General features: G+C 28.7%; 11 protein-coding genes. 1 reads left to right on the top strand and 10 read right to left on the bottom strand.

From position 1 onward, the window contains the following. Nucleotides 1-17: 17 nt before the first annotated feature. The 4 genes from HMPREF3045_RS00195 to HMPREF3045_RS00180 form a co-directional block, all read right to left on the bottom strand. On the bottom strand, nt 18-731 hold the full coding sequence (locus HMPREF3045_RS00195) for a hypothetical protein (RefSeq protein WP_070736674.1): 714 nt from the start codon (nt 729-731) through the stop codon (nt 18-20). A 9-nt stretch (nt 732-740) separates the two neighbouring features. Next, nucleotides 741-1,388 carry a hypothetical protein gene (locus tag HMPREF3045_RS00190; protein WP_070736673.1) on the bottom strand — a complete coding sequence of 216 codons (648 nt, stop codon included), beginning with the start codon at nt 1,386-1,388 and terminating at the stop codon, nt 741-743. Between the two features lie 429 nt (nt 1,389-1,817). Further along, nucleotides 1,818-2,285 (bottom strand): GNAT family N-acetyltransferase, encoded by a 468-nt coding sequence (locus HMPREF3045_RS00185; RefSeq protein WP_070736672.1) that lies wholly within the window; start codon nt 2,283-2,285, stop codon nt 1,818-1,820. Between the two features lie 1,233 nt (nt 2,286-3,518). Continuing rightward, entirely contained in the window at nt 3,519-4,118 is a 600-nt protein-coding gene (locus HMPREF3045_RS00180; protein WP_070736671.1) for a hypothetical protein, read from the bottom strand. 246 nt (nt 4,119-4,364) lie between these two features. On the opposite strand from HMPREF3045_RS00180, the gene HMPREF3045_RS00175 reads away from it, so the two are divergent. Then, on the top strand, nt 4,365-5,396 hold the full coding sequence (locus HMPREF3045_RS00175) for a lipid II:glycine glycyltransferase FemX (protein ID WP_070736670.1): 1,032 nt from the start codon (nt 4,365-4,367) through the stop codon (nt 5,394-5,396). Nucleotides 5,397-5,673: 277 nt separating this feature from the next. Here the strand turns inward: HMPREF3045_RS00175 and HMPREF3045_RS00170 are convergent, their stop codons facing one another. The 6 genes from HMPREF3045_RS00170 to HMPREF3045_RS00150 all read right to left on the bottom strand — a co-directional run bounded on the left by HMPREF3045_RS00170 (nt 5,674) and on the right by HMPREF3045_RS00150 (nt 13,024). Beyond that, entirely contained in the window at nt 5,674-6,294 is a 621-nt protein-coding gene (locus HMPREF3045_RS00170) for a hypothetical protein (protein WP_070605274.1), read from the bottom strand. An 11-nt stretch (nt 6,295-6,305) separates the two neighbouring features. Further along, nucleotides 6,306-6,707, bottom strand: coding sequence for an HIRAN domain-containing protein (locus HMPREF3045_RS00165; RefSeq protein WP_070736669.1), 402 nt, complete (start codon nt 6,705-6,707; stop codon nt 6,306-6,308). Next, nucleotides 6,704-7,510: a molecular chaperone DnaJ gene (locus HMPREF3045_RS00160; protein WP_070736668.1), complete on the bottom strand. Its 807-nt coding sequence runs from the start codon at nt 7,508-7,510 to the stop codon at nt 6,704-6,706. Before HMPREF3045_RS00160 ends, HMPREF3045_RS00165 begins: the two co-directional genes overlap by 4 nt. 348 nt (nt 7,511-7,858) lie before the next feature. Beyond that, on the bottom strand, nt 7,859-7,969 hold the full coding sequence (locus HMPREF3045_RS09505) for a GmrSD restriction endonuclease domain-containing protein (RefSeq protein WP_373880580.1): 111 nt from the start codon (nt 7,967-7,969) through the stop codon (nt 7,859-7,861). Between the two features lie 45 nt (nt 7,970-8,014). Further along, a complete protein-coding gene (locus HMPREF3045_RS00155; protein ID WP_070736667.1) occupies nt 8,015-11,077 on the bottom strand; it encodes a type III restriction-modification system endonuclease in 3,063 nt (1,020 codons plus the stop codon). Nucleotides 11,078-11,089: 12 nt separating this feature from the next. Beyond that, nucleotides 11,090-13,024, bottom strand: coding sequence for a site-specific DNA-methyltransferase (locus HMPREF3045_RS00150; protein ID WP_070736666.1), 1,935 nt, complete (start codon nt 13,022-13,024; stop codon nt 11,090-11,092). Nucleotides 13,025-13,299 lie beyond the last annotated feature (275 nt).

Genomic DNA, 13,299 nt, shown 5'->3' with positions numbered 1-13,299 from the left:
TAAAAATGAATTAATTTTTATTCTACCTTTTCTATGAAAGGAACTTTCAAATTATCATTTACAAGAATATATACTCTGGATTCATCTTCATCAATATATTTTGTCCTGCTTGGAAATCCTATCCATTCATTTACAGCATTTTCCATTTGATTTCTTTTCTTAAAAGGAAGGTAGAGAGTGTAATCTCTACAAATTTCATTTTCACTTTGATCATTTGTTTGAAAACCATAAGGAACTTCAACAAGTTTATATTTTTTTTCATCTCCATAACTAAATGGCTCATTGCCAAAACTTGTATATTCTACAAGTCTTAAACTATAGGTTAAATCATCTATTTTTTGATTAATTTCAAATTTACCCAAACCATTTGTCAAATAAATAGTGCTTTCATCTTCGTATTTATAAGATAAATCAAAGGTTCCCGCTTCTTCTCTAAAGTGTATTTTTGTAAACCAATTACCCCCTTCTTCTTGTAAAATAAGTTCTTTGCCTATTAAATCTTCAAGAATATCTTGATTTTCCAAATTTTTGCTATAAGTTTCTGTAGTATTATTATTCCTACTAGAAAAATCGCCAACAATAGAAGACCTTGATTTAAAAACTCTATCATAAAAATAATTTTTTTCGCCTCTTATTTCTTTTATAGAAATTAGGTCTTCAAACCCATAAGATTTTATAGGGAAAAATATAAGGCCTAAAATAAATAATATTATAAGTTTTTTCTTTTTCATAATACGCTCCTATCTTACATATTCAACCATAAAATTTTCTTCGCTAGCATCTTTTTTTCCTATGGCAAAAACTTTAAGTTCTCCATCTTTTATATGTTCATCATCAATTTTTGCAATATATCTTTCATGATCTTTTATATCATTAAGCTTTCTATGCGGTAGATAAAGAATATATAAATTATCCTTGTCATCTTTTCCATACATTTTAGATTCTATATATTCTAGGGTAAAGTCCATACCCTCAATATTTCTCATCTCACTTTCTCCTAGAGGAAGTTCATAATCTATCCTCCTTAAACTTATAAGATATGATGTTTCATCAAGTTTTTCTTTTATGTCAAATTTCCCATTATAAAGTGAAACTTTACCTTGGTTATAATCTCCACTTCTAAAGGCTCCATCAAAATACCCCTCTTTATAAAAATATATGACTTCTGCTTGACTTTGATAGGCATAGAAAAATTCTTTGCCCTCAAGCTCATCATATATTTTCTTATACTCATCCTTTTTTATATTTTTTACTTTCTTTGTTTCTTCTGATTTTTGGCTGCTTTCTACTTTCGAATTATCAACTTTTGTATTTTCCTTTGTGTCTTTTTTATTACACGCAGAAAAAATTAATAATATAGTTAGCACTATTAGTATTTTTCTTTTCATAAAAACTCCTTTTTGTACTTAAAAATACTATGACAGAATAAATATTTTATTCTATTTTCAAGAAAATCTATCATATACCTATCTTGATTACCTTTGTTTTGTAAATCTTCATTTAATGAATATCTAAAAAAATTTTCATCATTTTCTTTATAATATTTATAAGAAAGGTTTTCCTAATACGTATTAATTTGTCTTTTTAGAAATTAAGTTTAAATATCCCATATAAGCTATAATTATATTTCTCTTTTTTATATTATATCATCAGTTTAAATTTTATACTAGAAACCATTGTTTGAACAATCTTTAGCATTTTACATTACTTTTATAATCTACTATCTTATTAATGCATATCTTATACGTGACTTGAGAGTTAAGAATGTGTAACATTTTATTAAAATTGTACATAAATCCCAAGATCTCCCTATATATTTACTCTAAATCTTTTTTAAGCATAACCATATCTTTAGTTCTGTAATCTTCAGTAAATCCACAATCTAAAAAAAGATTTATAGCACTATTATCCAAAGCTACACTATCATATAAAATTCTTAAACCATTATTTTTTGCTAAACAGCATAACAGTTTCAAACCTTCACGTCCATAACCATTTCCACGATATTTTGAATAGATAATTACATTTACCAAATATCTATTCTCTATTTCATCTAAATGATAAGCTATCTCCCCAACAAAATTATTATTTTCATCAATTAAATATCTATAAAGCCTTTTGCCCTCTGAATTTTCTACCCAATAATGATACCATATTTGCCACTTGGATTCTGGAAAATCAATGGTTCCTCCCCATGCATTATTATAAGACATAGTGTCTGGATCAGATAGTAGCTTTTCTCTAAACCATAAGTCTTCATATTTTGGAATATAAATCTTAACCATTTATTTTACTCCTTCAAATAAAAAATCATTTTTAAAACACATTTGATAAATCACTTAGATATAATACATAAAATCTTTTAATTTTTTATTATATCATTTTATCAAAGCATTATTACAAATAGCAATAGCTTATACAACTTATCAGAATAATATCCCTTATGTTATAAATTTAAATTAATTATCGAAAAAAAAATAATTTTCACATAAAAAGACTTCTAAAGTTCCTTTTAAAACCTTAAAAGTCTTATAAATTATTTATTAAATTCTTTCGAGCAAATCTATTGATTCTGTATTCGTTATCTTAACAAACATATTTATCAATTTAATATATCCAATCTCGATATCGTTTTTAGTTTGTATCTTCAAATATCATGCTAGTGTTGATATGTCACAGGATATTTAGACGAATTTTTGTGTGATTGATTTTATTATTCCATAGACGACTTTAGAATCATTCCTTTTCGTTGTGTACAAAATAGTATGAATCCTAAGTATTCTTTTGTTAGTTTCCTATGATGTTTTTTGATTCTTCTATAATAGAATGAACGCTTTCAAAGTTGTCTAGTTTTTTGTTTTCGATGACATATTTTACTGTATCTTTTGCGACTCCAGCTCTGATTGTGTCGTATTGATTTACTTAGGAGAAGTATTATTTATGGCTTATTATAAATGACAAATCTGAGATTTTATCTACAAATTATTTTTTTATACTAAATCGATGTTTTTATTTTTTACATAAATTTCCACGATTTTATCCACAGATTGTAGATTTTCTAGGATTGCTTTTATTATCCAATATCGATATACTTAATACATACGTGCCGTTTTGCTAATTTATTCTTTAAAAATTTAGATATTATATCAAATTGACTTATTTTATAAATCTAAATCCATTTATACTCATATGGTATACCATCTAAAATATAATTAGGAATTTTTCAAACACGTCTATACTATAATGAAATTCTATCATATAATGTAGCTCCCCTTTATAGTAAAGTCGATTCTAGACAACAAACATCAAATCTTTTAATATAAATTCCACCCTAATTATTTTTCACTTCACAAATTATTTCACATTTGCTTGATTACTCAACATTTAATGCTCCACCAACTAGATATTTTGATTTTCTACTTTGTATGTAAGCAATGCTTGATCTCTGATAATAACAGCTGTGACTCTCACTATGTGTCGTCATTTCTCTATTATCATTATAAAATCCATAAAACTCTTTAAGCATAAAACACGGGTACATAGTTATTAACTAAACCTTCTTTTAAATCATCTAAAATACAATTTAAATTTTGAATATTAAAACTATAAAGTTTATCTAAAAAATACTGATTATCATATACATAGTTATCATCCATTAATGAAGATTTCCTAAGTTTAAAGTAGAAAGTTGTCTTTAAAAGTTTATCATCAGTATAAGTGAATGAAGAACCAAAAACACAAGCTTTTTTATAATCAGAATTTTTATTTATTCTTATAGTAGATAATAAATATATTAAATCCTTATTTTGTTGTTTAAGATTTGCTATAGTCGAGATTAATTCAATATAACTTTTAACTTGCTTATCTTTTAAACCAATTGGCATTGAAATAATTTTTTCAAAATTATTATTCTTAACATACTCAATTGTATTAAAAATAATACTCTGATCCAAAAGAGCTAAATATTTAAAAAAATCTGTAGAAAATCGGTTAGTATTAAGCGATTCTTTCAAATCTATTAACTGATAAATTTTTTTATCCTCTAATCCATTTATATCTATATTTATTCCTCTGTGAGGATTATATGTAAATTCGCTTTTTTCTAAATCTCTCAACATTTTCATTACCTTTATTAGATTATAATATTTCAATTAAAATTATATATATATATATATTGTCAAGTATTATTTCATTACGTAAGTTTTACATATAAATCTTAATATAGTAAATTATTTATAGATATAAATATAAGATAATTATTATATTAATTATGTGTTAATTTTTATTATTAATATAAATTACAATTGCAAAACAACATTATGTCTGCTATTATTATATATAATGAGTTAATATACGGAGGATATATGCGCCTTAATATAAATGATAAAGAAAAAGTAAAAAAATATTGGGATTTTTTTTATAATCACCCATCTTCAAGTTTTTACCAAGATAAAATTTGGGCCTTAATAAAAAACGGATGGAATAGTGACTATTTTTATATAGAAAAAAATAATGAAGTAATTGCTGTCGCACAAGTTTTATCTATATACAATTCAGAAGCAAAAAAAAATTTATTCTATTGCCCTCGTGGACCAGTATCAGATCTTTATGATATAGAAACAAATATAGAATTAATTAATGAAATCAAGAATTTTGCAAAGAAAAATAATGGATTTCTTGTTAAATTTGATCCCAATTATGAATATGATGAAAAACTTGTAAATGAATATAAAAAACATGGCATAGAATTTTGTCACAAAATGTATTCTTATGTTCAATTCCCTTTTTCAATGATGTTAGATATTAATGGAAGAAAATTCGAAGATGTCATCCAATCTTTTTCTAAAAACGGAAGAAAACAAGTAAGGAAATCATATAAACAAGATTTAGAACTATATGTTGGAAATAGAGATGACATTAAAACTTTTCACGAAATAACTGCTGATATGTGCGAAAGAAAAGGTATAACATATAGACCTATAGATTATTACTATCGTCTTTATGACAACTTTAAAGATAACGCAAGAATGACTTTTGTTAAATACAAAAACGAATTTTTGTCTTGTTCTTTTTTGATAACATTCAAAGATTATGCGATAGCTCTATATGGCGCAGATAATCTTAATATTGATTTAGGTCAATCTTATTTTTTAGATGCTGAAGAAATAAGATATTGTTGTGAAAATAATATAAGATATTATGATTTAGGTGGTGTTAAATCATTAGACATAAACGATGGTCTATATAGGTTCAAAAGAAAATTTACAAATAATAATATAATAAAATGGATTGGAAATATAGAATGTATCATTGATGAAGATTCTTACCAAAAATTTATAGAAAATAAAGATGATAGAGACTATACTCCCGAGCTTAAAGGAAATATTGCTGATTAATTTTGTCAGTAAATGTAAATCTTTTTCTATAGATATTTAAATAATTTCTTTATTCAATTTCTACTTATAATTTGATTAAAAATCAAATTATAAGTAGAAATTGATAAATAGTTTTTTTCTTGTTTATAATTAAAATATAAATTACCTTTCATAATTTTCTTATTTAGCATGCTCAGATGATAAAGCTAAGTTTTAAATATCAGATATTCTAGTTTTAAATAGTTTATGATTTATTTTTAGAAAATAGTAATAAAATCCCATTAATTTGTATTATTTTTTAATATAATGTTTTTGAAATCTCATCCCAAATCTCATTAAAACTTTTACCATCAAAAAGTTTATATCTAAACGCTTTATCTATGCTATTAAATATTTTTTCTTTTTTGAGAAATCCAATTGCTATATCATCTGATATACTAACAATAGCATCTTTTTTATGATAAATAAATTCATATCCACCTTTAAATTTTTTCCAATCAAATGGTGTAAATTTAGACTTTCCACTGAATATATAATGTAGATCTTCTATAAGATACTCTGTAAAATATTCATCATCAGAAATAACAAAATTCGTAGATTCCGGTTTCAAAGTCGCCAACATAGCAAGGTTATAAGACATACTCATCCTATCAATTTTACTTACCTCTACTTGTATTTGTCTTTTTTGGTTTTCTTTCGTAATTATAACTTCTGACCATAAATCAGCTTGTTCTCCAAAAATATTAAAATAATCAAAGCCTGCTGTTACAAGTCTATTGATAGCCTCTTTTAATATATATTTTTCTTTTATATGATGTCCAATAATAAAACAGTGTTCTCCTGAGCAAATTTCAAAATTCATATCATTGATATCACTTATACATATATTATTCCAAATCCATTTATTTTTATAGTACATACTTTATTAGCCTAACTTTCATGAAGATAAATTTTGATTTTTATCTTAATCCATTTACCTCGTATTTCTTTATCAATAACTTTAGCAAAAAGAATTTTTCCAGCATCCATAAGTCTAGAGAAAATAATATTATCTTGACGAGGGACATAGCCGATTTTATCTTTTTTCAATGTTTCTACTCTAATAGCTTGAGGATCATGTTCATTTTCTGGCTCACGATAAAAAACTAATTTGTCTCCGTCTTTTATATAAGATGAAATATTTTCAATTCCTTCAATATGTGTTGTCCCAGCAACATAAGTATCAAAAAGATAAATATCACGCTCAAAAGGTTTTGGTAAATCAATTCCTACTTCCTTATTCAAAAGATACTCAATTATTCCTCTCTGATCTTTTTTTTCTAAATTATTCATATCTCATCCCTAATTAAATTATTTATATATTCTTCTTGCGTTCGTACTGCATCATCAAAACTTTTTAAATCTTTTTCTAACTGACTTAACCTCTCTGACTTTTTCTTCTCATCTTCCACGTAAATTCTCCAAGTATAAGGAGGCATAGATTTAGTTAACTCAATGTCATTTTTAATTAGATTTACTAAATCAGTTAGTCTTATTACCTCTTCTTCCAAAGATTTACCAGCCAAACCTATATCATCTTTCATATCTTCACTGCAAACTATATCAAAAATAATTTGTAAAGATTTGAGATCCCCATTTTTATAAAATTCAGTAGCATTATAAAATAACTCTTTCTCAGAATTTGTTATCGATAGATTTATGTCTGGGTGTAATTTTTTTACAATAAATTTATATAATTTTTTTAGGCGTTTTTCATCATCATCAGATAATATTTCAGATTTTGAACGCCTTAATGCAGTATTAATTTCTTCAATTTTTTCATTTAATTTTTTCTTATATTCTGTAAATTCTAAGTCTAACTTTTTATCGATAACTTCCATATTTATTTTTTCTTGACGATTCTTTTTCGCTTGAATCATATCTTTTTTTCTTTTCAAACGAAGATAATTACAATAAGCTTTATAGATTTTGTACTCAAGACTTCCAAAAATAAGCATATATTCAGTTTTTATATTTTCACAAATTATATATTTAAGATTGTCCCTTTCAAAAACAAGATTTTCCAAGGTTTTTTTAAGCTTTTGGATTTTATCCTTTGATTTTTTATCATTTGGAAACTCAATAATTTGTCCCATATATACGTCTCCTAATACAATTATATTTTTTAATAATAGCTTTATACGAAGCTATTATTATAACATTAAGATGATACAAACAATTAGCATAATCAATTACAATAATATATAAATCCCAGTAGCCAATGCTACTGTCTAGACGTAGCTCAATACTTGCTGATTAATTATGTTCCGCTACAGGACTAACAACTAATTTTGTGTTAATATCTCTTAACAACAGGAATAAAGACGTAATAAGCAGCTAACCATCAATTATTTCTTGCTCACCATCTTTATTTTCATACGCAACGATATTACCAAGAAATACGAACCTTCACGTTCAATTCCTCCACTAGTAACCGTGAATCTTCATAAATCTTCAAACAGCATTTCTGCCTGTTCTTTAGTCCAAGCATAAGGTCGTTGATATTCTGGAATAACAAAGGGTTTTACTCTTCCACTACCAAGTAATGCCTCCATACTTTGTTTGTTAACTTCTATTGTTGTTGAAATAAATAGTCTTCCTCACTTCGTCACCATATCAAGGAGTGTCTTATAGCTATCAACAACATCGTAAATAACCTCACCATTGCTGATTGCCTTAAAGTGTTCTCTTGCACAGTGAATCTTTGATTCTTCAATTAAACGAAGCTGCATTGAATCCATAGAACCTTTTGTCTCTGCAACAAAATAAATGTGCTTAACGGTTCCTTCATAAAATGCAATTGCCCAGTCAGGATTATAATGTCCAACTGGAGTTGAAATATAAAATCCGTCTGGCAATTTAACATATACTGCTACATTTGTGTTTGTATCCAATTCAGTAGCAAACACCTGCTCGTTTGATGAATCATAAACGATATGGTCATACAAATGCTTTTTTGCTTTCATTGCATTTACACCTAAGCGCCCTTTGATTGTAGGATCAGTAAATACGTCAGTTCCATATTTATCATCCATAACATCGTAAGTAATATGTTCAATTATAACAGTTGCTTTTTCATCATTAATAAGTGCTGCTGCCTTAATGATGAATTCTTCTGGATTGTTCTTAAACTGATTAAAGGTTTCTGGCTTAATACCCTGAAGAATCTGGATTACAGCTTTTCTTGTAAGTCCAGTCTCATCTACAAGCTTTCCAATCAAGTCATATTTAACATTAGAATTTGCAGCAACAACATTACCGTAGCTTGCAGATTTTTCCTTAACAAAAGATTCACCACTCACAAGGTCTTCTTTTGATTTAATCTGTTCCATAGCTCCGATTTCAACCTTGAAATAAATCTTTGAAACGCGAAGTTTTCTATCTAATGAATCAATAGATTTTCTGACCAATTCATCTGTATCAAAATCAACAACATATACCGACTTAGAATTAATCTTTGCCCACAAAGCCTTGAACTCAGGCATAGCAAGTTTACTTTCATCAACCTCAAGTTCAATATTATTACTACGAGCATTTTCAGGCTTTATAGCTCTGCTGTCATAAATGGAATCAATAATTTCAATAACAGATCCTGCAGAATCAGCTACTTCTTCAGCAACCTTCAATTCACCATTAGCCTTATCCTCATAATATTTATCAGTAAGAACACCCTTCCTATCAATGTAGCCATTAACAATAAGATCAAAATGGATTGCTCTACCTATATCAACATCAATAACCCGTTCATTACCCTTGTCGTCCTTGATTACCTTACCAATGAACAAATCTGTAGTTACTGCCTTTGGTCTGTCAGAAATTGCTTCTGCGATTTCATTCTGAAGACCTTTAGCAAAGCTATCATAGCTTTCACTGGCAATTACAGTAAGCACATTTACGCTATGTACATCATTGCCGAGCACATTTGTATCCATACGTTCACCATCTTGATTAACACAAAGACGGAGACCACGTCCTACTTCCTGACGTTTGCGAACATCACTTCTGCTTTGCTTCAAAGTACAAATCTGGAATACATTAGGATTATCCCATCCTTCTCTAAGTGCAGAATGTGAGAATATAAAACGCACCGGAGATTTCTTCGGATTTCTATCAAGAAGAAGCTCTTTGTTTTTCATAATAAGATCGTAAGCATCAACGTCATTCGACATTTTTTCCTTAGAGTTTTCTCGCTTTTCATTTGCCTTACTATCAATCATCTTTCCTTTTTTATCGATAGAGAAATATCCAGCATGTGTCTTATCTTCAGAGATAGCAGAAAGATACTTCATGTAGTCGTCTTCTCCCATGCCAATTTGAAGATTACTGATAACATCCTTGTATTCTTCTTCGAACATCTCTGCATAAATACCATTTATCGGCTGACCAGTTGAATCATACTGCTTATACTTAGCAACCTCATCAATAAAGAACAGTGAAAGCACTTTAATGCCTTTATAGAACAATTCTCTTTCCCTTTGAATATGAGAAAGGATTGTTTCTCTAATTTGAATGCGACGAAGCTGGTCTTCTGATACCTTACCAATAACGTCACCTGAATAAAGTTTAATACCATTAATAAATTCTACAGAATCATCACGCCCATCAATTCTTGAAACAACAAATCCATGCTTGTACTCTTCCATCTGACCAGAATTATCATAAAGGTTATAACCCTCCGAAACAATACGAGTAATCTTTCTAATGCTAGTTGCACCTTTAAAATCAAACTGTATTGTCGCTGTAGGTGCAGCCTTTGAAAGATTTATACTTTCCAAGTAAATATAACTTTCAGTTGCATTACTACCAGATTCTGTAATCCCCTTAACAGCAATTTTTTTAACAAGACGCTTGTTGTAGGCTTCCATAGCATCCAAACGGTAAATCATATTATAAATACTATCTGACTTGTGAGTTGCAGAATAACGAAGAGTCATTAAAGGATTAAACTGTTTTAAATTTTCTTTTGTTTTCTTACCCTCTACAGATTGCGGCTCATCAATGATTATGATAGGATTTGTTTTTGCAATAATATCAATTGGACGACGAGAACGAAACTCATCCAATTTCATATAAATTCTTCTTGCATCTTTTCCCCTTGCATTGAATGCCTGTGAGTTGATAATCATTACGTTAATAGAACTATCTGATGCAAAGCGGTCTATTTCGGTAAGTTGTGCAGAGTTATATATAAAGAAACGAATCTTTTTTCCATACTCTTCAGCAAAATGATTTTGTGTCACTTGAAATGACTTATATACACCTTCACGGATAGCGATGCTTGGTACAACAACTATAAACTTACTCCAGCCATAAGCACGATTAAGCTCATACATAGTCTTTATGTATGTGTATGTTTTCCCAACACCAGTTTCCATTTCAATTGTCAGATTATATCTACCTTCTAGTTTCTCTGAAGGCTTAATCTGATTTGCTCTCTGAATTGTATTTATATGTTCCAGAATCAATCTATCATTTAATTCTGGTACAATCTTTTGATTGCTCCAACCAGTGAAATCATCTTCATCTGTTAATGATTGCTGGATATGTCCTAAACCTCTATCCATCATATAAGAAGGAGTCAAATAAGGCTGACCAGCAAATACATCAACTACAGCTTTTGCAGCATCTGCTTGGAATTTCTGACGCCTAAATTGTAGTTTCATAGCTGAATCTCCTTAAATAACCTTTACTCTTGTGTCAGGTGCCATCAATTTAAAGATTTCTCCAACATTAATCTTTGAAGGACTGTTTTCAAAACTGCTGTCACGGAATACTGCACGAAGAGGCTGTCTCCTTGCAATTTCCTTAATCACACTATCCGGAACATTTTTATCAAAACAAGCAATAAGGTCACCTTCGTTATAGTTATGAACTGTACATCCATCAATATGCTCAGAGCTGTAAGGAAGCGATAAAGGAAGTCCCCACTCAAGAAGACATCCAAACAATAAATCAAGGTCATTACGGTCAGATTTAACATTAGATTCAAGCATTGAGAGTATTTCTTGGCTGTATTCTGATGGTCTGTAGTAAACATCATTCATATTTGAATCATCAATTTTCAATACTCTAAAGCCCGTATCAAGGCTGACTGTTGTTATTGGATTTTCTTCTTTTATTTTTTTTCCTGCTCTTCGGATTCTTTCTTTACCAACATCACATATTACTTGATATCCCATTTTATAAGAATCAGTATTTACTGCAATTGGTTCAGGAATTTGAATCATAATAAATTTTCGATTATTTCCATCTTCAGAGTTCAGCAACATTGTTGCATGAGCAGTTGTTGCTGACCCACTAAAAAAATCAAGCACAATATCATTTTCATTAGTATTAAGTGAGATTAAGTCCTTAACTGTATAAACACTTTTTGAAAAATCAAATGGAGCTTTATCTCCGAATAACTCCTTAAGTTTATTCGTTCCGTTAGAAACATTGCTATATATATCTTCTGTCCATAAACTTATTGGAGTTCTAGTTTTATCTGATGGAATTTTAATTTGTCCTTTTTCGTATATATATGAATTACACTCAGCTGAAACTCTGTCGTATGTTCTCTGCCATACTTTTTCTTCTCCATTTTTAGATATAGGTAACACAAATGTATATCCTAATTCTTCATATTTGTATTTCAACTGAGAAATATATGCCTCATTAAATTCCCTTCTTTTAGAGTAAATCTCTTCATATTCCTCTTTATCAATAACTGAAACTTTACCATTTTTCACCAACATAGGATAAAATCTAAAAGGTCTTTCAAACTTTCTTGAATTTGTACCACTTCTCATTAAATATCTAAAATCCATATCATCTTCTAATTTTTTAATCTTTAGTGGTGGCATAGAAAATAAATCCTTAGCATAAAGCAAATGGTATTCGTGCACTGGATCAAGATTATTTTTGTTTCTTCCTTGTGGATTACATCTTGTAACTAATGTGCCAATAAAATTATGTTCTCCAAATACCTCATCACACATCATCTTCAATGTAAATAATTCATTATCATCAATCGCCAACGCAATATAACCATCATTTGTTAATAGGTTTCTAGATATTAATAGCACAGAATACATCATAGAGCACCAGTCCGAATGGAATCTGCCATTGGTATCAGTATTTTTCATTAATACATTGCCATTTTCATCAAATATACCAGTTTCATTATTATATTCATCTATAGAAATACTATAGTCGTTCGGATATATAATATTGTTTCCAGTGTTATAAGGTGGATCAATATAAATCATTTTAATACTATTTAGATAACTTTCCTGAAGAAGCTTTAATACTTCAATATTCTTACCTTCTAAATAAAGATTTTCTGTATTATCCCAATCCACACTCTCTTCAGGACAAGGACGAAGCGTTTTGCGAATAGATTTGTTCGCTTCAACTATAGATGCCTTTTTCCCAACCCATGTAAACTCATAAGCTTCATCTCCTTCAATTATATCTCCTGAAAGCATCTGCTTTAAAAGCTCAAAATTAATAGCTTTCTTAGGATTTCCATTCTCATCTGCTGTCTCAGTAATGCAGTTAGGGAAAAGAGCACCTATCTTATCAATATTTTGAGCAGTCAAATCGACTGATTCCATTCTCATTTTATCCATTTTAGAGAACCTCCAATTCTTTCTAGAGCTTCTTTAGCTCAGTGTTAATTTGCATCTGTTTATTAAGCTGTTTTTCTTTACGAATTTTATTTTGAAGTGTTGCTATCTTCTTTTGAATCGCCTGCTTCTGTTCATTTCGTGCAACGTACTATTTCCGTAATGTTATCAAATACTTTTACTTCCATAGATTTCATCCTCTTTAAATAGTATGAATAATCATGCTAATTTATATTTTCGACTGTCTACACAGCCACGCATTCTGTTATAGTCGTTCA

Source organism: Anaerococcus sp. HMSC075B03, from assembly GCF_001815585.1.
GTDB classification, from domain to species: Bacteria; Bacillota; Clostridia; order Tissierellales; family Peptoniphilaceae; genus Anaerococcus; species Anaerococcus vaginalis.
This window is presented reverse-complemented; position numbering and strand designations above follow the sequence as displayed.

What these genes read in the sequence shown, in the direction of transcription:
- HMPREF3045_RS00170 (WP_070605274.1), bottom strand. Translation starts at nt 6,294, where the DNA reads ATGTACTATAAAAATAAATGGATTTGGAATAATATATGTATAAGTGAT.
- HMPREF3045_RS09505 (WP_373880580.1), bottom strand. Translation starts at nt 7,969, where the DNA reads ATGGAGGCATTACTTGGTAGTGGAAGAGTAAAACCCTTTGTTATTCCA.
- HMPREF3045_RS00150 (WP_070736666.1), bottom strand. Translation starts at nt 13,024, where the DNA reads ATGGATAAAATGAGAATGGAATCAGTCGATTTGACTGCTCAAAATATT.
- HMPREF3045_RS00185 (WP_070736672.1), bottom strand. Translation starts at nt 2,285, where the DNA reads ATGGTTAAGATTTATATTCCAAAATATGAAGACTTATGGTTTAGAGAA.
- HMPREF3045_RS00175 (WP_070736670.1), top strand. Translation starts at nt 4,365, where the DNA reads ATGCGCCTTAATATAAATGATAAAGAAAAAGTAAAAAAATATTGGGAT.
- HMPREF3045_RS00165 (WP_070736669.1), bottom strand. Translation starts at nt 6,707, where the DNA reads ATGAATAATTTAGAAAAAAAAGATCAGAGAGGAATAATTGAGTATCTT.
- HMPREF3045_RS00155 (WP_070736667.1), bottom strand. Translation starts at nt 11,077, where the DNA reads ATGAAACTACAATTTAGGCGTCAGAAATTCCAAGCAGATGCTGCAAAA.
- HMPREF3045_RS00160 (WP_070736668.1), bottom strand. Translation starts at nt 7,510, where the DNA reads ATGGGACAAATTATTGAGTTTCCAAATGATAAAAAATCAAAGGATAAA.
- HMPREF3045_RS00180 (WP_070736671.1), bottom strand. Translation starts at nt 4,118, where the DNA reads ATGTTGAGAGATTTAGAAAAAAGCGAATTTACATATAATCCTCACAGA.
- HMPREF3045_RS00190 (WP_070736673.1), bottom strand. Translation starts at nt 1,388, where the DNA reads ATGAAAAGAAAAATACTAATAGTGCTAACTATATTATTAATTTTTTCT.
- HMPREF3045_RS00195 (WP_070736674.1), bottom strand. Translation starts at nt 731, where the DNA reads ATGAAAAAGAAAAAACTTATAATATTATTTATTTTAGGCCTTATATTT.